This window comes from Proteus sp. GOKU (assembly GCF_015475555.1).
Lineage (GTDB): Bacteria > Pseudomonadota > Gammaproteobacteria > Enterobacterales > Enterobacteriaceae > Proteus > Proteus mirabilis_B.
Window position 1 is genome coordinate 2013259 of the sequence record NZ_CP034105.1, and the last position, 21299, is coordinate 2034557.

At 37.8% G+C, this 21299-nt stretch carries 17 protein-coding genes; 9 read left to right on the forward strand and 8 right to left on the reverse strand.

Annotated features, from left to right (window positions below):
* Window positions 1-26 precede the first annotated feature (26 nt).
* From glgB to glgP, 5 genes are read left to right on the forward strand one after another with little or no spacing between them, the layout of a single operon-like run.
* A complete protein-coding gene (gene glgB / locus EHE21_RS09415; protein WP_194952528.1) occupies window positions 27-2210 on the forward strand; it encodes a 1,4-alpha-glucan branching protein GlgB in 2184 nt (727 codons plus the stop codon).
* A 1-nt stretch (window position 2211) separates the two neighbouring features.
* Complete coding sequence (glgX, locus tag EHE21_RS09420) at window positions 2212-4281, forward strand: glycogen debranching protein GlgX (RefSeq protein ID WP_194952529.1); 2070 nt, start codon at window positions 2212-2214, stop codon at window positions 4279-4281.
* A 21-nt stretch (window positions 4282-4302) separates the two neighbouring features.
* Entirely contained in the window at window positions 4303-5652 is a 1350-nt protein-coding gene (gene glgC / locus EHE21_RS09425) for a glucose-1-phosphate adenylyltransferase (protein ID WP_194952530.1), read from the forward strand.
* Entirely contained in the window at window positions 5649-7082 is a 1434-nt protein-coding gene (glgA, locus tag EHE21_RS09430; protein ID WP_088495554.1) for a glycogen synthase GlgA, read from the forward strand. The genes glgC and glgA overlap by 4 nt, the downstream gene beginning before the upstream one ends.
* A gap of 45 nt (window positions 7083-7127) precedes the next feature.
* Window positions 7128-9578 (forward strand): glycogen/starch/alpha-glucan family phosphorylase, encoded by a 2451-nt coding sequence (gene glgP, locus EHE21_RS09435; protein ID WP_194952531.1) that lies wholly within the window; start codon window positions 7128-7130, stop codon window positions 9576-9578.
* 95 nt (window positions 9579-9673) lie between these two features.
* Here glgP and EHE21_RS09440 read toward each other — a convergent pair whose 3' ends face one another.
* A complete protein-coding gene (locus EHE21_RS09440) occupies window positions 9674-10324 on the reverse strand; it encodes a helix-turn-helix transcriptional regulator (protein ID WP_194952532.1) in 651 nt (216 codons plus the stop codon).
* Between the two features lie 93 nt (window positions 10325-10417).
* On the opposite strand from EHE21_RS09440, the gene EHE21_RS09445 reads away from it, so the two are divergent.
* From EHE21_RS09445 to EHE21_RS09460, 4 genes are all read left to right on the forward strand, one after another.
* Window positions 10418-11833 (forward strand): MFS transporter, encoded by a 1416-nt coding sequence (locus EHE21_RS09445; protein WP_194952533.1) that lies wholly within the window; start codon window positions 10418-10420, stop codon window positions 11831-11833.
* Between the two features lie 139 nt (window positions 11834-11972).
* Entirely contained in the window at window positions 11973-12740 is a 768-nt protein-coding gene (locus tag EHE21_RS09450) for a hypothetical protein (RefSeq protein WP_194952534.1), read from the forward strand.
* A 76-nt stretch (window positions 12741-12816) separates the two neighbouring features.
* Window positions 12817-13218: a RidA family protein gene (locus tag EHE21_RS09455; RefSeq protein ID WP_194952535.1), complete on the forward strand. Its 402-nt coding sequence runs from the start codon at window positions 12817-12819 to the stop codon at window positions 13216-13218.
* A complete protein-coding gene (locus EHE21_RS09460) occupies window positions 13211-14179 on the forward strand; it encodes a threo-3-hydroxy-L-aspartate ammonia-lyase (RefSeq protein WP_194952536.1) in 969 nt (322 codons plus the stop codon). The genes EHE21_RS09455 and EHE21_RS09460 overlap by 8 nt, the downstream gene beginning before the upstream one ends.
* Before the next feature lie 121 nt (window positions 14180-14300).
* On the opposite strand, the gene EHE21_RS09465 is transcribed toward EHE21_RS09460, so the two are convergent.
* The 7 genes from EHE21_RS09465 to EHE21_RS09495 form a co-directional block, all read right to left on the reverse strand.
* Entirely contained in the window at window positions 14301-15212 is a 912-nt protein-coding gene (locus tag EHE21_RS09465) for a dihydrodipicolinate synthase family protein (protein WP_194952537.1), read from the reverse strand.
* A gap of 18 nt (window positions 15213-15230) precedes the next feature.
* Window positions 15231-15836, reverse strand: a complete 606-nt coding sequence (locus EHE21_RS09470; protein WP_228766763.1) for a dihydroxyacetone kinase subunit L — start codon at window positions 15834-15836, stop codon at window positions 15231-15233.
* Between the two features lie 2 nt (window positions 15837-15838).
* The gene (locus tag EHE21_RS09475) at window positions 15839-16834 is read right to left on the reverse strand and encodes a dihydroxyacetone kinase subunit DhaK (RefSeq protein WP_194952538.1); all 996 of its coding nucleotides are present in this window, start codon (window positions 16832-16834) and stop codon (window positions 15839-15841) included.
* A 148-nt stretch (window positions 16835-16982) separates the two neighbouring features.
* A complete protein-coding gene (locus EHE21_RS09480; RefSeq protein WP_194952539.1) occupies window positions 16983-18473 on the reverse strand; it encodes a tripartite tricarboxylate transporter permease in 1491 nt (496 codons plus the stop codon).
* A gap of 15 nt (window positions 18474-18488) precedes the next feature.
* Window positions 18489-18926 (reverse strand): tripartite tricarboxylate transporter TctB family protein, encoded by a 438-nt coding sequence (locus EHE21_RS09485; RefSeq protein ID WP_194952540.1) that lies wholly within the window; start codon window positions 18924-18926, stop codon window positions 18489-18491.
* Between the two features lie 31 nt (window positions 18927-18957).
* Window positions 18958-19902: a tripartite tricarboxylate transporter substrate binding protein gene (locus tag EHE21_RS09490; protein WP_072068128.1), complete on the reverse strand. Its 945-nt coding sequence runs from the start codon at window positions 19900-19902 to the stop codon at window positions 18958-18960.
* On the reverse strand, window positions 19902-21146 hold the full coding sequence (locus EHE21_RS09495; RefSeq protein WP_194952541.1) for a PfkB family carbohydrate kinase: 1245 nt from the start codon (window positions 21144-21146) through the stop codon (window positions 19902-19904). The genes EHE21_RS09490 and EHE21_RS09495 overlap by 1 nt, the downstream gene beginning before the upstream one ends.
* Between the last annotated feature and the right edge of the window lie 153 nt (window positions 21147-21299).

Sequence of the window (21299 nt, forward strand, 5' to 3'; positions counted from 1 at the left end):
ATTTGCTGGCAACGAAGGACGATAAGATGTCTGTAGCTGTGACAAAAAAAGCAATAGAAAAACTAATTAATGGGTATGAGTCTGATCCTTTTGCACTTCTTGGTATGCATGAAACATCGGCAGGTTTAGAGGTTCGTGCTTTTTTACCAGATGCAGTTGCAGTCAGTGTCATCGATAGAAAAAACGGTCGAAATGTAGCAACACTAGAGCGTAAGCATCCTAGTGGTTTTTTCTGTGGCGTTATCCCTCGACGTAAACGTCGTTTTAGTTACTGTTTAGATGTAACGTGGGAAAATGCACAAGGTGTCGTTGATGATCCCTATCAATTTGGCATTTTATTGCAAGAAATGGATATTTGGTTTTTAGCTCAAGGTCATCACTCGCGCCCTTACCAATGTTTAGGCGCGCACCCTGCAAAACTGGGTGATATTGATGGTATTACTTTTGCTGTATGGGCACCTAACGCAAAAAGTGTAAGTGTTGTAGGCGATTTCTCATTCTGGGATGAAAGACGTTTTCCAATGCGATTACGTCGTGAAAGTGGAATATGGGAGCTTTTCCTTCCACAGGCTCATCTTGGTGATTGCTATAAATATTCTATTCTTGATGCGAATGGTGAACATCGATTAAAAGCTGATCCTTATGCTTTTGAAACACAAATACGTCCTGAAACTGCATCAATTATCAATACATTACCACCAATCAAACCGATGCCACTATCGCGTCAGCAAGCGAATCAACGCAATGCTCCTATGTCTATTTATGAAGTTCATCTAGGTTCATGGCGTAGACATACTGATGATCAAAGCTGGTTAAGTTATCGCGAATTAGCTGAACAGTTAATTCCATACGTTAAAGAGATGGGTTTTACTCATATTGAGTTGCTCCCTATTAATGAACATCCTTTTGATGGTTCATGGGGATATCAACCGTTAGGGTTATATTCACCAACTCGTCGCTTTGGCTCTCCTATGGACTTCCGTGACTTTATTGAAGCGGCACATCAAGCTGAAATTAAAGTCATTTTAGATTGGGTTCCCGGTCATTTCCCTGAAGATGATTACGGTTTACGTAATTTTGATGGCACATCACTCTATGAATATGCAGATAGACGTGAAGGCTTTCATCCTGATTGGAATACCTTGATTTATAACTATGGGCGTAATGAAGTACTGAATTACCTTTCCGGTAATTTATTGTATTGGCATGAACATTTTGCGCTTGATGGTTTCCGTTTCGATGCTGTTGCCTCAATGCTTTATCGTGATTACAGCCGAAAAGAAGGCGAATGGATCCCAAATAAACATGGTGGACGTGAAAATCTAGAAGCCATTGATTTTATTCGTCACACTAACAAATTATTGGGTACAACTTGTCCCGGTACAATCACAATTGCAGAAGAATCTACTGATTTTCCGGGTGTTACCTTACCGCCTGATGATGGTGGTTTAGGTTTTAATTACAAATGGAATATGGGGTGGATGCATGACACGTTAGCTTATATGCAACGTGATCCTATCTATCGTAAATATCATCATAATCAAATGACCTTTGGCATGCTCTATGCCTATAACGAAAACTTTGTTTTGCCTCTTTCTCATGATGAATTTGTGCATGGTAAAGGTTCGTTGATCGGTCGCATGGTAGGTGATGATTGGCAAAAATTTGCCAATTTACGTGCATATCTTGGCTTTATGTGGGCTTATCCCGGCAAAAAACTGCTATTTATGGGATGTGAATTTGCACAGTGGCGTGAATGGAACCATGACAGTAGCTTAGATTGGCACCTTCTTGAAGAGCCTAATAGTCCACACCAAGGTGTTCAACACTTTGTACGAGATTTGAATCTTTCCTATCGAGCTAATGCTCCGCTTTATGAATGTGATTTTGAACGCGAAGGCTTTGAGTGGCTTACCGTTGATGATCACGATAACTCCGTCTTTGCTTTTTGCCGTAAAGATGCACAAGGCAATGAAATTATTGTTATCAGTAATTTCACGCCTGTTGTTCATCACAATTACGTTGTCGGTGTCAATAAAGCCGGTGCTTATCAGGAAATTCTCAACAGTGATTCTGAATTTTATAACGGCAGTAATGTAGGAAACTTAGGTGAAATAGAGACAACCGCAAGTGCATTTAATGGTAAGCCTCACTCCTTGTCATTGTCATTACCCCCACTTGCGACGCTGTATTTAAGATTGAAGGATTAATATGTCTTTAGATTATGGTCGCCCTTTTCCTATGGGCAGTCATTATGATGGCTATGGAGTAAATTTTACACTCTTTAGTGAAAATGCCACTAAAGTCATTCTTTGCCTGTTTGATAAAGCAGGCAAAGAGATCCGTTACCCATTACCGGGTAAAACTGGCTCAATTTGGCATGGGTATTTGCCCGGTGCAGGGCCCGGTTTACATTATGGTTATCGTGTAGAAGGTGAATGGATCCCAGAACAAGGATTGTTCTATCAACCTCAGCAACTATTATTAGATCCTTATGCAAAACAGGTGACGGGTATTGTTGATAATACATTACCTTACACCTCCCCTGTTTTTAATGCATTAGAGCATGATGATAGTGCGATTACACCTAAAGCAGTTATCACCGATGATAGCGGCTGTTTTTGCCATTATTATAAAGAAAAAGGCACTTATCAGCGTTTAAATACACCGTGGTCAGAAACCATTATTTACGAAGGACATGTAAAAGGACTGACAAAACTGCATCTTGAAATACCCGAAAAATTGCGGGGCACTTATGCAGCATTAGGGCACCCTGCTTTTATTTCACATCTGAAAAAATTAGGCATTACGGCATTAGAGTTATTGCCTGTTCAATATCATTTAACAGAGCCACATCTTCATAAAATCGGTTTAAAAAACTATTGGGGTTATAACGTATTAGCGCCTTTCGCTTTATCGACTCAATATTATTCTAATTCAGGTCGCAATATTATTGATGAATTTCGAGAAGCAGTAAGAAGCCTACATAAAGCCAATATTGAAGTGATTTTAGATGTGGTGTTTAACCATACTGCGGAACTAAGTGATCAATTCGAAGGTTATATTGTTTCGCAACGTGGTATTGATAACCAAAGCTATTATTGGCTAAACGACGAAAATAAAGCTCAAAATTGGACGGGTTGTGGTAATACACTCAATTTAAGTCGCCCTGAAACGGTGCAGTGGGTTATGGATTGCCTGCGTTATTGGGTGACAGAATTCCATGTCGATGGCTTTCGTTTTGATTTAGCGACAAGTCTTGGTCGAGTTCCCTATTTTGATACTCAATCACCACTATTGACGGCTATACGACAAGATCCGCTACTGTCACGCATTAAACTTATCGCAGAGCCTTGGGATTTAGGCTCTGATGGTTATCAAGTCGGTAATTTCCCTGTTCCATTTACAGAATGGAATGATGGTTATCGCGATGTTATTCGTCGTTTTTGGTTATGGCGTGATGTCTCTATTGCGACATTTGCAGACAATATTACAGGCTCTGCAAAGCTATACCACAAAAATGGCAGACCTCCCTATTCTAGCGTCAATATGATAACTAGCCACGACGGCTTTACACTGCGGGATTTAGTGAGTTATCAGAATAAACATAACGAGGAGAATGGAGAATCAAACCTAGATGGACATAACACCAATTACAGTGTGAATTTTGGTGAAGAAGGTTTGATAGTTAACGAAAAAATAAGTCAATACAGATTGCTTGCAACAAGGAACATGCTGGCAACGCTACTGCTTTCTAGAGGAACACCTCATTTACTCGCCGGTGATGAAGTGGGTAATACGCAATATGGTAATAACAACGCTTATTGTCAGGATAATAAAGTCAGTTGGATCAAATGGTTTCAACAGCCTTACAACTTAACTGATTACATTCGCCACCTTATTGAATTACGTCACCAAATTACACCTTTAAGTTCGCTTAAATGGTGGGAAGAAGATAGCCAAAATGTCATTTGGTTAAATCAGAATGCTCAACCTATGAGTAATGAAGATTGGCAACAACTTCCACCTTCACCATTACAACTTCTTTTAGCGCAACAATGGATCTTAATGTTTAACCCATTAAGAAACAGCGCTGTTTTTTCTTTACCTGAAGGGTCTTGGTCTTGCTTGCTTGATACGGCTAGCTGGCCTGATTGTCACCCAACACAATCTGAGCATTGTGAAATACAACCTAACAGTATCACCCTTTGGCGAAATAGCGTTTTTTATACTCAGTCTTCTACTGAAAAATTACCCATTATTTCCTCCCAAGTTAAGTAATTTGATTGGAGTGCTATAACTATGATGACAACAGAACAAGGCCAAAAATTAATGTTGGCACAACAACTTCCTAAAGAGGCAATTGCACTCGTTTTAGCGGGAGGTCGTGGTACACGCTTAAAAGCATTGACTTCAAAACGTGCAAAACCGGCGGTTTTCTTTGGTGGGAAATTTCGAATTATCGACTTTACGCTATCAAACTGTCTTAACTCAGGGATCCGCCGTATTGGTGTAATTACCCAATATCAATCGCACTCTTTAGTTCAACATATTCAGCGTGGTTGGTCATTCTTCAACGAAGATATGAATGAGTTTGTTGATTTATTACCTGCTCAGCAACGCCGTAATACCGAACATTGGTATATGGGGACAGCTGATGCTATCTATCAAAACCTCGATATTCTTCGTAGCTACAAAGCAAAATATGTCGTTATTTTAGCTGGCGACCATATTTATAAAATGAACTATGCCCGTTTATTACTTGATCACGTTGAAAATAAATCAAAATTCACCGTAGCTTGTATTCGTGTTCCTAAAGAAGATGCATTCCAATTCGGTATTATGGATATCGATGAAAATCGTCGAGTGCTCAACTTCTTAGAAAAACCATCAAACCCACCTTGTATTCCTGATGATCCTGATCATTCATTAGCAAGTATGGGTATTTATGTGGTTGATAGAGATTATCTCTTTGATTTATTAGAAGAAGATAGCCGTGACCCAAATTCACACCATGACTTTGGTCAAGATATCATTCCTAAAATTACTGAACGTGGTGATGTTCTTGCTCACCCATTTGAACTCTCTTGTGTCAGTTCAGATCCTTCAGTACCACCATACTGGCGTGATGTAGGAACCATTGAAGCATATTGGTCTGCTAACCTCGACTTAGCCTCTGTAACACCAGAGCTTGATATGTATGCAAAAGACTGGCCAATACGCACCTTTATGACACCGTTACCGCCAGCTAAATTTGTCCAAGATAATCATGGTGAACATGGGCAGATGATGAACTCGTTAATTGCTGACGGTTGTATTATCAATGGATCAACGCTCTATTCATCTATTTTATTCCCATTAGTTCGCGTTGAATCTTTCTGTCATATCGAAGATTCCGTGATTTTACCTGATGTGACAGTGAGCCATCATTGCTACTTAAAACGCTGCATTATTGAGCGTAGTTGTACTATTCCAGAAGGTACTGTTATTGGGATGAATGCAGAAGAAGATGCTGCACGTTTCCACCGTACTGAAGAAGGTATCGTGCTGGTAACAAGAGAAATGCTTGAGCAACTCGCACGTAATGAAAAAGAAAATCCGACTAAAACAAATGCAGAACAAAAACCTCAAAATGAGGAGGCTTTTTCGTGAATGTCCTTCACTGTTGTTCTGAATTATTCCCTCTGCTAAAAACAGGGGGATTAGCTGATGTTATGGGCTCTTTGCCTTTAGCTCAGAAAAAGATAGGTTTAGATGCGCGGGTTGTTATACCCGCGTTTCCTGCTATCAAAGATAATATTCCTGATCTCAAATTAGTAACTAATATCGATACCTTTGCCGGTAATGTTTCTCTGCTTTATGGACAATACCAAGGTGTTGATATTTATCTTATTGATGCACCTCATCTTTATCAACGTACTGGTAGCCCTTATCACGATCAACATCAGCATCCTTATGGTGATAATGTTTTTCGTTTTGCCTTATTAGGTTGGGTAGCAAGCGAATTATCAGCGGGGTTAGATCCTTTATGGCGAGCTGATGTTGTTCACGCCCATGATTGGCACGCAGGGCTTGCTTGTGCTTATTTAGCAGTTAAACATTATTCAGCAAAATCTGTTTTTACTGTTCATAATCTGGCTTATAAAGGTGAGTTCTCACCTTATCATCTGCATCAACTTGAATTACCTGATTACAGTTTTTCAATTAATGGACTGGAATATTACGGACAAATTTCATTCCTAAAAGCAGGTCTTTTTTATGCTAACCACATTACGACAGTCAGCCCAACTTATGCCAAAGAGATAACCACTCAAGAGTTTGGTTACGGTTTAGAGGGATTATTACGTCAACGTGCTTATGAACAGCGATTAAGTGGCATTTTAAATGGCGTTGATGAGGCAGTTTGGGACCCTGCAACAGATAGCTTAATTACACGTCGTTATGATGTTAAAAACCTGAATAAACGTTTAGAAAATAAAACCGCATTACAGAAAAAATGTGGTTTACCTGTCAACAATACTGCTCCTCTTTTTGCAGCTGTCAGTCGTTTAACTTCGCAAAAAGGGCTCGATTTAGTCATTGAAACGCTTCCTGATATCGTTGAACAAGGTGGCCAGTTTGTTTTATTAGGTACTGGCGATAGTCACCTTGAAGCGGCATTTTTACACGCACAACAACAATATCCGCAAAATGTAGCAGTTCATATTGGTTATGACGAAAGTTTTTCACACCAAGTTGTCGCAGGTGCTGATGTGATTATGGTGCCTAGTCGTTTTGAACCTTGTGGATTAACTCAGTTATATGGCTTGAAATATGGCGCTCTACCTTTAGTGAGACACACAGGCGGATTAGCCGATACGGTTAATGATTGTTCATTAGAAAATTTAGCACATCACCAAGCTACGGGTTTTGTTTTCTATGAAGCGACACCAGACTCTTTGCGTCAGGCTATTAATCGTGCCTTTACCTTATGGAGTATGCCTAAACAGTGGCAACAAGCTCAAACTGATGGCATGAATCAAACTATTTTTAGTTGGGAAACCGCTGCAAAAACGTATGCGACACTGTATCAACATTTATAGACATGAGGTCTATTTGAGCCAGTGAATAACAAAAAGAGATTTATAATGAAAAATTTATGTGAATTTGATTATTTATCACCTGATAAGGATATTGAATCATTAAAGCGTTCTATTGTTTATAAACTAATGTTTATCGTTGGTACGTCGCCAAAATATGCAACACCAACAGATTGGTTAAATGCAACCTCTTACGCCATTAGAGACCGTTTAGTTGAACGCTGGTTAAAATCAACCAAAGCGGAGCTTTCACCGAAAGTAAAACAGGTTTATTACATTTCGATGGAATTTCTTATGGGGCGTTTTTTAACCAATGCCATGCTCTCTTTAGGTGTTTATCACGAAGTTAAAGAGGCATTAAAAGAGTTAGGTCTTGATCTTGAAAAACAAATCGAACTTGAGCCCGATCCTGGTTTAGGTAATGGTGGTTTAGGCCGTTTGGCTGCTTGCTTCCTTGATTCTTGTGCCACATTAGGTTATCCCGTTACAGGTTATGGTATCCGTTATGAATACGGAATGTTCCGCCAACAAATTCAAAATGGCGAACAACATGAAGTTGCGGATAACTGGCTTGAAAAAGGTAATCCTTGGGAATTTCCTCGTCATGATTTGCAATTTGAAGTAGATTTTGGCGGGCGTTTACAGCAAGAAGGCGAGAAAAATTATTGGGTTGATACCTTCAATGTGATGGCACAACCTTATGATTCTATTGTTCCGGGTTATAACACACAAGCGACAGATACCATTCGTTTATGGTCAGCTAAATCAAATGTGGCGTTTAACTTAGGTAAATTTAATAAAGGTGAATACCTAGAGGCAACAGAAGCAAAAGATCGCTCTGAAAATATCTCTCGTATTCTCTACCCTGATGATTCAACAACATCAGGTAAAATGTTGCGTTTACAACAAGAATATTTCTTAGTAAGTGCTTCTGTTCAAGATATTTTGCAACGCCATTATCATCTGCATCAACGCTTTGATAATCTAAAAGATTTTATTGCAATTCATCTTAATGATACTCACCCTGTTCTTGCCATTCCTGAGTTAATGCGTCAGCTAATTGATAATCATGGATTTAGCTGGGATGAAGCATGGGAACAAACCATTCATATATTCTCATACACCAACCATACATTAATGGGTGAAGCATTAGAGACTTGGCCTGTTGATATGCTTGGTCGTTCACTTCCTCGCCATTTACAAATCATCTTCCAAATCAATGATAAATTCTTGAAACAAGTTAGAGCCCAGTTCCCTAACGATAACGACTTATTACGTCGTGTTTCTATTATTGATGAAGAGAATGGCCGTAATGTTCGTATGGCATGGTTAGCGGTTATTATTAGTCATCAAGTTAATGGTGTTTCTGAACTTCATAGCCAATTAATGGTGCAATCTTTATTTGCTGATTTTGCGATGATCTATCCTAAGAAATTCTGCAATATCACCAATGGGATCACACCACGCCGTTGGTTGGCATTAGCAAACCCTTCTCTCTCTAATGCAATTGATAGCCATATTGGTACAAATTGGCGAACCAATTTAGAGCAATTAGGTGAATTAATGCCATTGGTGAAAGATAAAAATTTCTTGCACCAATTAAAAGATTCAAAACGTATCAATAAACAAAATCTTGCGCAGATCATTAAGGAAGATTTAAATATTGATATTAATCCTGATGCGCTGTTTGATGTACAAATCAAGCGTATTCATGAATATAAACGCCAACTTCTCAATGTGTTAGGCATTATCACTCGTTATAATCGCATTTTAGAAAATCCAGAGAAAAACTGGGTGCCTCGCGTATTTATTTTTGGAGGTAAAGCTGCATCAGCTTATTATAATGCGAAAAAAATTATCAATCTTATCAACGATATTGCCTGTAAGATTAATAATGACGAGCGTATTAAAGATAAACTAAAAGTGATCTTTATTCCTAACTACGGCGTAAGTTTAGCGCAACACATTATCCCCGCAGCAGATTTATCTGAGCAAATATCATTAGCAGGAACAGAAGCTTCTGGTACAGGGAATATGAAATTTGCCCTAAATGGCGCATTAACTATCGGTACACTTGACGGTGCTAATATTGAAATTGGTGAGCATGTTGGTTTTGATAATATGTTTATCTTTGGTCACAATGCGCAAGAAGTGGCAGAGTTAAGACAGCGTTATTCCCCTCGTCGTTATTATGATGAAGATATCGAATTACACACTGCGCTTAACCAAATCGCTAATGGCTTCTTTAATCCAACTTGCCCTGATAAATACAAATCAATTTTCGATAGCTTAATTGAGTTTGGCGATCATTATCAGGTATTAGCCGATTATCGTAGCTATGTTGATACGCAAGATAGTGTTGATGTGCTTTATCAAGATGAAGAGGCTTGGTTGAAAAAATCTGCGTTAAATATTTGCCAAATGGGCTATTTCTCTGCGGATCGTGCAGTAACAGAATATATGCAAAGAATTTGGAAAGCTTCTGCGATTACATTGTAAAAACTAAGCTAAATTTCTAAGGACAGAACAGTAACCGCGCTTTATTGCGCGGTTTTTGCTTTTATTGTTTAAGGCTTAATTGTGGCTTAATAAAATTAGATTTTAATACGGTAGGCACAACGTCTTGCGCCTTCTAAAATATATTCAACACGTTGTAGTTCTACCCCTAGTGTTTCAGAAAATAGCTCTTTCTCTGTATTACAAAAACCTTGGCACACTTTAGCTGCTGCACAAATTGGGCAATGATCTTCAATAAAAAGATATTCGTTATCTTTTACTTGCTCCCAGTGTGCCATATAGCCCTCTTGACTACGCAGTGTGGCTAAAATATCTAAACGTTCTGTGAGTTCATCCGCGTCTTTTATTGCTTGTGTGTAGCGCAGATAACTTTGTTTCTTTCGTGCTAAAATGATTTTTTCGATAGCACTTTCACCCAATTCTTCACGAATAGTTAGTAAAATCTGAGCGGTTAATTCAGCATGGGTATCAGGAAATTGTTTCTGCCCTAATTCGGTTAAATGCCAATATTGAATAGGTCTTCCAACACCTTTTGGCTCGGTAATCGCTTCAACAAATCCTGCATTAGCAAGTTTTACAAATTGTTGTCTTGCGGCTTCACTACTTGTACCAAGACGTTGCCCAATTTCATTTGCTTGCATAGGTCCATGTTTTTTAATTAAAAATAGAATTTTATCGCCAACAGTACGTTGCGCAGGATAATTATATTCCAAGTTTTTTCTTGACATATTAAGCGTCTCAGTATTTATTTATCCAAGTTTTATCTTGGTAATTTAACGAAGCTATGTCGTAATAGCAATAAAAGAAGGATATTTTTTCTAATGCACCCAAATAATAATAGCCAATGGCGTGATCTCTTTTCAGGGCGGAATGGTGCAATCTCCTTTGCCCTCTCTTTTGGTGTCGTGATCCACGCGATTAATATTTTAATGGCAACCACTATTTTGCCTTCTGTTGTAACAGATATTGGTGGAATGGGATTATATGCATGGAATACTACGCTATTTGTAGCTGCTTCAATTATTGGCTCAGTATTGTCTGCTCGCTTACTTAATTTATTAGGTGCTAAAGGCGCATATTTAGCTGGTACGGTATTATTTTTTATTGGCAGTTTGTTATGTGCAATAGCACCTAAAATGGAAGTCATGCTAATTGGTCGATTTGTTCAAGGCCTTGGCGGTGGGCTTTTATTTGCCCTTTCTTACGCCATGGTGAATATCGTTTACGATCAAGCATTATGGCCAAGAGCAATGGCATTAATTTCAGGTATGTGGGGTGTTGCTACACTAATTGGCCCTGCTATTGGTGGTATTTTTGCTCAATTAGATGCTTGGCGTTATGCCTTTGGTATTATGTTACCTATCATGTTTTTTTATGGTATTTATCTGTGGTTTATCTTACCAAAGAATGACAGTGACGCTCCAAAATCAACATCACAAAGCTTGCCTTATCTTCAGCTAATCATTTTAACAGCCGCAGTTTTGCTTATTTCATCAGGTAGCCTTTCTTCCTCACTTACCATTAATTTACTGAGTATCGTGGTGGTATTTGGTTTAATTGGTGTGCTTATTTTTTGTGAGAAACGCCTTACTGTTCGGTTACTACCCACTAATACGTTTAAAGGTCTCTCTTTACATGCACTTTTGTATTTAACTATTTCTTTATTAGCTATTGGCATGACTTGTGAGATCTTTGTTCCTTATTATCTACAAAGCTTACATATGCAAACACCTTTAGCTTCAGGTTATATGAGTGCATTAATGGCATTAGGCTGGACAGTTGCTGAAGTGATTAGCGCAAGTTGGCAAGGTGCTAAAATGCGTTTTAGTATTTTAAGTGGCCCTATTATTGTTTTTATCGGTTTACTTGTGTTGGCTTTTGTTATTCCAAACCCACTACTGCAATCAGAAAACGCGGTTAGTCTTTTTATTATTTTATTTGCTTTGTTCTTAGTGGGTTATGGCATTGGTTTTGGTTGGCCTCACCTATTAACACGTATATTACAAGCAGCTTCGACGCAAGATAAAGATATTGCAGGCGCTTCAATTACAACCGTACAACTGTTTGCAACCGCTCTAGGCTCTGCATTTGCAGGTATGATAGTCAATTTAAATGGCTTTAATAGTGGTACTCCTGAAGGACTCTCTTCTTCTGCATCTGCTCTATTCTTATTTTTAGCATTAGCGCCCTTAATAGCCATTTATACAGCGTGGAAAATAACGCGTTGCTCTTATTAAACCTTATTTTTAATGTCATATAAGAAACAAAAGAGGTGATATATTTTCACCTCTTTTTTATTAAATTCATCGGTTTTATTTATGAAAGAACTTATTTTTTATTCTGTCAAAATTCCTTTTAATGACAAAAGGAATTTTTATGAAAAATATTTCAGCAAAATTTGTAATTGTAAATAACAAACAGAATAAAGTTAATGATAAAGAACCATTAAATACTTATGGGATTTTTTTAAATAATATCAAGAATATTAAAAATACCTATTTAGACATCTCCATAGCTAATTGTGATAAAAAGAAAGAGATTACCGTCGATATTGCAAAAATCAGTAAAGAGTTAATATCAAAAATACGAGATTTTTATACACCAGAAGAAATATCTTCTTATAGGGTTGATATAAAAAATCAAGTAAAATCAATGGAATTACTAAATAAAGCTTATAAGAAGGTAGATAGCGATATTTTAGGTTGGTGGAGAAATGAAAAGAAAATTCTCCCTTCTTCAATAATTCATCGGGCAATTGATAATTTATACCACGATAACAAAATTATTGTGAATAAGGAGGCGAAACAAATTTTATTTTTTTTAATCTCTAACCAATTTAAGTTGGATTTAGATAAAAATGCAGCTCAAAGTACAATGATCCAGCATTTACAAAATATCCCTGAAGTCGTAAAAGCAATAGATGATTTGGGAATTTCTGATAATTCATATTTAAAATACGAGATTTATTGTTTATTGGCTGGAAATATCTACAATTTTTTATCCGGTAATGAAAATAAAGTTGATTTTTCTAAAATAAAAGAAGCGATTAAAGAAATAGCACAAAGAAAATTTGCTACTTCCAAAAATGAATTAACTCATCCTCCGTTTTATTCGGGATATACTCTGGCATTTTGTGAAAAGTAAACTATTGATCTAAAGTTAGACATTGTGTATAAATAAGTATACATTTTATCTAACTTAAGTGAAATAGGAAACCGCAATGACCTCACATCTTACACTACAAAATATTGATGCCCTCTCATCTCCTGGTGGGCATTACTCTCATGTTGTTACTGCAAATAATATGTCGTTTGTTTCTGGATTATTGCCCTTAGATAAACAAGGTAATCCATTGGCAGACAAGCCTGTTGAAGTCCAAATCACACAAGTGCTTGAAAACTTAAATGCTTGTCTTCTCGGAATTAATGCAAAGAAAACCGATATTGCTCAAATTAAAGTCTATGTGACAGATATTAACGAGTGGCCTATTGTTAATGAGCTATATGCAAAATGGATTGGTGAACACAGACCAGCAAGATTAGTCGCAGGTGTAAAAGAACTGCACTTTGGAAGCAAAATTGAAATTGAAGCCGTCGTGATCAAGGAGCAATCTCATGAATAAGTTGCCTATTCCTACCTATAAAGATGTTGCACAAGCCCATCAACGTATTCTGCCTTATCTTAATAAAACACCTGTTTTAACCTCTCGCACGATAAATGAGCTAACAGGGGCGCAATTTTATTTTAAATGTGAAAACTTTCAACGAATGGGTGCATTTAAATTTCGTGGTGCGATGAATGCATTATCACAATTTACCGCAGAACAACGTAAAAATGGTGTTGTGACTTTCTCATCAGGTAATCATGCTCAGGCAATTGCCTTATCGGCAAAGCTATTAGGTATTCCTGCAACAATTATCATGCCTGAAGATGCACCAAAGGCAAAAATGGACGCAACAAAAGGCTATGGTGGTCGTGTGATCACTTATAATCGTTATACTGAAGATCGTGAAAAAATTGGACAACAATTAGCACAAAAAGAAGGTCTAACATTAATTCCACCTTACGATCACCCTCATATTATTGCGGGACAAGGTACTGCTGCCAAAGAGCTGTTTGATGAAATTGGTGAATTAGATATGCTATTTGTTCCATTAGGTGGTGGTGGATTACTTTCTGGCTCTTTATTATCAACCAAAGCCCTTTCACCCGATTGTAAAATCTTTGGCGTTGAACCTTTAGCAGGAAATGACGGACAACAATCATTACGCAAAGGCGAAATCATTCATATTGATACTCCGAAAACAATTGCAGATGGCGCACAAACTCAGCATCTAGGCAATTATACTTTTGAGATCATTCGTAACAATGTGGATGATATTTTAACTGCAACAGATGAAGAGTTAATTTCGGCTATGCAGTTTTACGCTCAGCGAATGAAAATGATTGTAGAGCCAACGGGTTGTTTAAGTTTAGCGGCAGCTCGTCAATTCGGTGATAAATTAAAAGGTAAGAAAATTGGTATTATTATCAGTGGCGGTAATGTCGATATCGCACAATACGGTCACTTTTTAGCACAATAAACCATTGCACCTTATGTATGTTTTGGTTTTAAAAAAGCAGTATAGAAAAGCCTATACTGCTTAAAAGGATCAACATACAACCAATCAACTAAAATAACGGGGACGTTTGTTTAACCACTATTTAATTAAGTGAAAAAGTGATGCCTGCTTCTTTACATAATTGAGTTAGATTTTCTTTTAACTGTTGATTTTCTTCAGACAATAAATCAAGTTGTGGCAAACGCATATGGCCGCCTTCTAAACCACGCATGGTTAATGCTGATTTAAATATTGCCATATTCGCACCAGACTTAAGTGCATCACTAAATTTCACACAAAATTGTTGCCAATGTTTCGCTTCTGGATAGTTACCAGCAATATAGGCTTTATACATATTCACAAATGGCTCAGGGAACACACAAGCACAACCTGAAACTGTACCATCACAACCTGCATCTAATAATCCTAAGAATAATTTGTCGTAACCGTGAAGAACTGAAAAACCCTCTGCAACAGCAAGGTAACTTAATGTTGTATTGTTATCAGCAAAACTGTATTTAATACCAATTACATTTTTACACTGTTGTTGTACTCTTGCCGCTAATTCAGGCTTTATATTATTTGCGGCACATTGTGGAATGTTATACAGGTAAACAGGGAAATTATCCGGTACGCTGTTTGCCACTGTCACAAAATAGTTTTCTAATTCTCTGTCTGTCGCACCAAAAAATTGTGGCGTTACCACACCAATACCATCAGCACCAATTTCAACTGCGTGTTTGGCTAACTCAATGGTTTCATTTAATGTCATTGCACCAACATGAATAAAAACAGGTAAACGTTTATTCGCTGTTTCGACAACGGTTTTTGCAACATTTTTACGTTCTAATGCGGATAAACGCAACATCTCGCCCGTTGTACCACAAGGATAAAGACAATCGACACCCTTGGTTACTAACATTTCAGTCAATGCAGATAACGCTTTAATATCCACTTGATCGTTCAAATCAAACGGAGTAACCATTGCCACTGTAACGCCAAATAATTTTTTCATATAAAGACCTTTATTAAATCAGATTGCTTCAACAATAACTTTAATTGCCAACATGCCAGGATCATCTAACCCAATAGATTTTTCTGGGAACATACGAGCTCGACCTAATAAATTAGGTTTTTGGCGGAATTCATTAAGCGTGCTATCGACACTCTGTAATGCGGTTGTTTTTAGTTTATCGATAGCTAATGTTGGTTTTAGCGCTTCAGATAAATGGTAAAGAATATCGAGGACGGATTTTTGTCCTAATTCCCCTTTCCCTCTCGCCATCATGCTTTGATATGCAACCGTTAATAATGGCGAAATGTCGGAGGGCGATATTTCTTGAAGCTGGTTTTCCTTGCAATATTTTGCCATTGCCATAAAAGCCGTTGCTTGCAATGTACCAAAAGAAGAAGCACAGGCTTTTTGTAATGATTTACTGCATTGAAAAAGTGCTTTGCTGAGATCATCAGGCCAATCTTGCGAATCGTCAGCAATTTGTCGCCAGCCTTTTTGCATGGTGATCCCTAAATCTCCATCACCTAGGCGGCTATCTGCTTCACAAAGCATAGATTGAGATTGTTCACAAGCTATAGCGATACGAGCAACCGCTTGTTTGAGCATTTCAAGCGTAATATTCATCGCTATACCCTCCAGAATGCACAATGAGCCGGTGCATTCATCAAGGCTTCTAGCTCATCATCCAGTTTGCACAATGTTAAACTTGCCCCTGTCATTTCCATAGATGTGGCATAACGACCGACCAATGGATGCACAATGGTTGAACCTGTTTTATTAATCAGTTGTGCAATTTTGTTGTACAGAATATAAAGCTCTTCTAATGGCGTTGCGCCTAAAGAGTTAACTAATACAGAAACTTTATCGCCTGTTTTTAATGATAATTCTGCTTGTAAACGCTCGAACATCTCTTGTGCAATATCATCCGCACTGCGTAATTTATCACGCCAAATTCCCGGCTCTCCGTGAATGCCCATCCCCATTTCCATCTCATCTTCACCAATTTCAAAAGTAGGATGTCCTACTGCGGGTAAGGTGCAAGATGTCAACGCACAGCCAATAGTTCGGGTATTTTCCATGGTTTTTTGAGCAATACGCGTGACTTCATCAAGCGTTGCTCCTTCTTCTGCTTTAGCGCCCGCCATTTTAAAACCATAGATCATCCCAGCAACACCACGGCGTTTGTGTGCTTCTTCTGGTTTTGCTGAAGCTACATCGTCAGCGGCTAAAACGGTTGTACAACGAATATCATCTTCAAAATCAACCGTTTCAGTCGCCATATCAAAATTCATGATATCGCCACCGTAATTACCATAAAGTAGCAATACGCCTAATCCGTTGTTCGCCTCACGAATAGCATCTGCCATTAAATCGGCAGAAGGTGAAGCAAAAACATCACCTACAGCGGCTGCATCGAGTAGCCCCTCACCAACATATCCGGTAAATACAGGTAAGTGACCTGAACCACCGCCAGTGACAATACCCACTTTGGGCTTATCTGTTTTTTTAGAACGAGTAATCAATCTTGGCTGTGGTTGGCGATAAATATCACTATGAGCAAGGCATAAACCTGCTAATGTTTCATCGACATAATTTTCTGGCTTATTTAATATTTTTTTCATGTGATCACCCGATATTTTTATTTATCTGCTGATTTCTGACACCTTAAATAAACTGACTTTATTTAAGGTGAGTTTTCCCTGACACTTAAAAAAGTATCTCTCTATGATTAATTGTTTAGTAATAAATATTGAGTATTGAATAAGTTAGTTATTTAGCTTTAAATGCACCTCTAATTTGCATTATTACAATGAGTAGAAATACACTTGCTAATACCATCGAAATAGGTCTGTTAACAAAATTAATTAAGTCACCATCAGATTTCATTAATGATGAGAGTAAATTCTTTTCTAACATTGGTCCCAAGATCATGCCCAAAATAATCGGTGATATTGGAAATTTTCGTTCTTGAAGAAAATAACCGATAACACCCATTACCAACATAACAACAATAGAAGACATTGTATTTGTGATTGCGTAAGAGCCGACAAGACTAAATAAGATAATTGCTGGATAAATAATCGCATTATCAATAGCAACAATCTTTTTCAATAAATTGACAACAATAAAAGCAATCGGTAATAAAATAAGGTTAGCGATAAAGAAGATAATAAAAACGGCATACAACTTATCAGGGTTGAATAAAAACAGTGTTGGTCCCGGTTGCATATCTTTCATATACAATACACCGATAATAATTGCAGCCGCAGAATCGCCCGGAATACCAAAGACTAAAGATGGGATCCAACTTCCTGCTAAACTTGCATTATTACTCGCTGAAGCATCAACAATACCTTCCTCAGAGCCATGGCCATATTTCTCTGGTTTTTTGGAAAGCTTTTTTGAAACCGCATAAGAGATCCATGCTGCAATATCGGCACCAGCACCGGGTAAAGCACCAATTAATGTTCCTATTATTCCGCTACGGAAAATACCGCCCTTACGCTGGCGAACAACACCACCAATCCCTTTAAAAATATTGTAAGAGTTATTTTCAGCATTCACTTCACTTAGTGTGATTTGCTTTTCTTTCCAGCGTTCAACGTAATATTTAATTGCACCTGAAATGGCAAATAATCCTATCATTGCTGGAATAAAGCTTACTCCTTGCATTAAAGAGACTTCACCAAAAGTAAAGCGTGCTTGTCCGGTAAATTCATCGTAACCAATAGTCGCTAATGCAATACCAAAAAACAGTGCTAATAAGCTTTTTCGAATATGTGAGCCTGAAACAATGGTTGCACAGCTAAGTCCAATTAAAGAGAGCCACATATATTCATAAGAGCTAAATTTTAAAGCAAACTCAGCTAAAATTGGTGCTGTGGACGCTAATATAATCGTACCGATAACGCCACCAATGACAGAGCTTGTTAACGACATACCTAATACACGGTTTGTTTTACCTTCTTTAACTAAGGAGTGTGCATCATTGGTATAAGCCGCCGATGCAGGTGTACCCGGAATATTTAATAAGGCACCAGGAATATCACCCGCAAATATAGAAGAGGCTCCGACAGAAATCATTAAGGCTAATGCAGGAATGGGATCAAGAAAAAAAGTAAATGGTACCATTAATGCGATTGCCATTGTTGATGTCAATCCGGGAATTGCACCAACAAATAAGCCAAATAAACAAGCACCAATAACGACAAGTATTGTTGTGTAATCAATATAAGCAAGTGCGCTAATTAATATATCCATACTGTTGTTCTCTATTTATGAAAATAGTTGAGGTAGCGGTACTAACAGTACAGCGGTAAATAAGTAATACACACCTAACACCACACTGGCTGAAATAATAAAACTATATATAGGTTTTGTTGTTGCATATTTCATCATTAACGGTGCTGTAATAATTAGACCCGTTAAAATAAAACCTAGATAATCTGATGCCAAAACATAAAAAAGAATAATGCCAATAATTAATAAGACAAATTTTATTTCATGCCATGAAACTAATGGAATATCACTTTCTTGATCACGTGAAAATATATCTATTAATGAAAATATAATCATGCCACCGCCAATAATAGAAGGCATAAATGCGGCACCATATTCACTAAAATCACCTAATGAATACGCACTATAAACAATAAGAAATAAACCAAAGCAACAGAATATTAGCGATAGAATATGACGATTTAGCATAGGCATAAAAACGGCTGTTATTCAGCCGTTTCCTCAGTTATTTCTTTATAATTTCGCCAAACTTTTTATCTTCATTGGCCATAAATTGAGTGGCATCATCGCCATATAATTCAATAACTTCAAAACCTTGTTTATTTGCAAACTCGGCTAGCTCACCAGAGGCATACACTTTTTTCATTGCTGCAGTGAGTTTATCTTGTACTTCTTTATCTAGCCCTTTTGGTGCAACTAGCATATTCCACGCTTGCAGATCCCAGTTATAAGGAGTGGCTTCTTTGAATAACGGTACATCAGGATAAAAAGCAGACTTCTCATTTGACATAATTGCCATATGCTTCACTAATCCAGCTTTTACCATACTGTCCGCTTCACCTAATGAAGACGTCACAATATCAACACCACCAGAAGCAAGCTCTTGTAATGCAGCACTTGCGCCTTGAGATGGAATAAAGCGAATGGCGTTATCAGGCAATCCTGCGGCACGTAACATACCAATCGTATTGAGATGCCAGATTGAATTTAAGCCACTACCCGATGCTTTTAATTTGCCTGGGTTTGCTTTCGCATAATCAATAATTTCCTGTGCATTTTTAAATGGCGAAGATTTTCCAACTTGTAATCCACCATAAATAACAGCAAGACGAGTGATCGGTGTGTAATCTTGATAAGTTAAATTCGTCATTCCCTGATGATGCATCATGGTAATTTCAACCGTTGCAATACCCAGCGTGTAGCCATCAGGTTTTGCATTTTTAATCGCATCGTGACCTACAACACCACTACCGCCGGTTTTATTTACCACGTTAACGGTCACACCCAATTCTTCTTGTAGTCCTTTAGCTGCTAAGCGTGCAACTGTATCAGTATTGCCTCCAGCAGCCCAAGGAACAACAATAGTAATCGGCTTTTCAGGGTATTGAGCAAAAGCCGGAAGTGTAAAAATGGAACTGCATAGGGTAAATGCCAGAAGTGTTTTTTTCATTATATGCACCTTTTCTCATTGCAGATTATTTGTGGTCGAATATCTTCGAGCCTTGATTTAAGGCGAGCCTGAACTTGAGAAAGCACAGGCATTGCTGTTACGCCTTTTTGTTCTATAAATGCAGAGAGGAAAGCACTGGCAAATAATACACTCTCATGCATTGTGCCTCCTGCCGCTATTTTTGAAGCAAATGCGCCGTTAAAAGCATCCGTGGCTGCCATCGTATCCACTCGCAACGATGGCATAGGGGGAATATGAAATGTGGCTCGTCCATCAAAATAGACCACACCAAGCTCATCCATATAGATAATCACTTTCTTGTTTTCATCACCTGAAATAACGCCAATAGCCTGTTTAGCATCATTAATGTCGTTTATTTCAATGTCAGCCCAATGTGATGCTTGATTGGCATTTAAGGTAATAAAATCAAGATTTGAATAGAGTTGCTTTAGGTTTTCGTTATAAGGCGCAACATTAAGTACGACTGTTTTATTAACGGATTTTGCAAACAGTGCAGCTTTAATATTGGCTTCTATATTAATTTCACCTTGGAGCAATAACACATCCGCTTCACTTACATAAGGTAAAGAAATATCAATCTCTTGATCTGAGAATGTATTGTTCGCCCCTAAATAAGTTGCTGTAATATTGTTTTGTGTTTTATCTGCCAAATAACTAATTGAACTACCTGTTGGTTCTATTTCTGTTTGAAAAATAGTAAAAGAATCAATTCCGCTTTCTTGTAAATATTTATAAGCGTATTTACTAAAATGATCTTCACCCACTTTCGTTATTAAGTGTACTTTCGCATCAGAAAAACTGGCAGCCATTGCCTGATTTGTTCCTTTGCCTCCGGGACCTATCGAGTTACTTTTAGAGTTAATTAACTCACCAACTTTTGGAAAAGAATCGACATTGGCAATAATATCGACCACAAACGATCCCAGTACACAGACTTTGCCTTCAGGCTTTCTATCTCTACGTTCTCTCACGATTAATAAATCGTGCAATAAACATGAAATATCAAAACTATCACTAAATTTACTTATTTTTTTAATTTCTTGTTTCCCTAGTATGGCGCCACCATGACAACGTTTGATCAACCCTTCTCCTTCAAGGTATTTCAAATCACTGCGGATAGTTTCCAATGTGACACTGAATTTCTCCGCAAGCTGAGCCACTTTAACTTTCTTTTGTTCCCTGATGATGGTGTAAATTTCCTGTCGCCGTTCTTCTGAAAACATATAAAGTGCCTCCGTATCATTGATAACGAGAATAAGGAGATCAGGTCAGTGATTCTGCGATGGTATTCAAAACAAAAAACCAAAAGCAAAAGCAAAACCAAATCGAAGCAATTTAGATCACATTTTTTTAACACAACATCAATTGGTATACGT

Excerpts from the sequence above, each read along its gene's own strand:
- glgB (WP_194952528.1), top strand. The coding sequence starts at position 27 with ATGTCTGTAGCTGTGACAAAAAAAGCAATAGAAAAACTAATTAATGGG.
- glgX (WP_194952529.1), top strand. The coding sequence starts at position 2,212 with ATGTCTTTAGATTATGGTCGCCCTTTTCCTATGGGCAGTCATTATGAT.
- glgC (WP_194952530.1), top strand. The coding sequence starts at position 4,303 with ATGATGACAACAGAACAAGGCCAAAAATTAATGTTGGCACAACAACTT.
- glgP (WP_194952531.1), top strand. The coding sequence starts at position 7,128 with ATGAAAAATTTATGTGAATTTGATTATTTATCACCTGATAAGGATATT.
- EHE21_RS09440 (WP_194952532.1), bottom strand. The coding sequence starts at position 10,324 with ATGTCAAGAAAAAACTTGGAATATAATTATCCTGCGCAACGTACTGTT.
- EHE21_RS09445 (WP_194952533.1), top strand. The coding sequence starts at position 10,418 with ATGCACCCAAATAATAATAGCCAATGGCGTGATCTCTTTTCAGGGCGG.
- EHE21_RS09450 (WP_194952534.1), top strand. The coding sequence starts at position 11,973 with ATGAAAAATATTTCAGCAAAATTTGTAATTGTAAATAACAAACAGAAT.
- EHE21_RS09455 (WP_194952535.1), top strand. The coding sequence starts at position 12,817 with ATGACCTCACATCTTACACTACAAAATATTGATGCCCTCTCATCTCCT.
- EHE21_RS09460 (WP_194952536.1), top strand. The coding sequence starts at position 13,211 with ATGAATAAGTTGCCTATTCCTACCTATAAAGATGTTGCACAAGCCCAT.
- EHE21_RS09465 (WP_194952537.1), bottom strand. The coding sequence starts at position 15,212 with ATGAAAAAATTATTTGGCGTTACAGTGGCAATGGTTACTCCGTTTGAT.
- EHE21_RS09470 (WP_228766763.1), bottom strand. The coding sequence starts at position 15,836 with ATGAATATTACGCTTGAAATGCTCAAACAAGCGGTTGCTCGTATCGCT.
- EHE21_RS09475 (WP_194952538.1), bottom strand. The coding sequence starts at position 16,834 with ATGAAAAAAATATTAAATAAGCCAGAAAATTATGTCGATGAAACATTA.
- EHE21_RS09480 (WP_194952539.1), bottom strand. The coding sequence starts at position 18,473 with ATGGATATATTAATTAGCGCACTTGCTTATATTGATTACACAACAATA.
- EHE21_RS09485 (WP_194952540.1), bottom strand. The coding sequence starts at position 18,926 with ATGCCTATGCTAAATCGTCATATTCTATCGCTAATATTCTGTTGCTTT.
- EHE21_RS09490 (WP_072068128.1), bottom strand. The coding sequence starts at position 19,902 with ATGAAAAAAACACTTCTGGCATTTACCCTATGCAGTTCCATTTTTACA.
- EHE21_RS09495 (WP_194952541.1), bottom strand. The coding sequence starts at position 21,146 with ATGTTTTCAGAAGAACGGCGACAGGAAATTTACACCATCATCAGGGAA.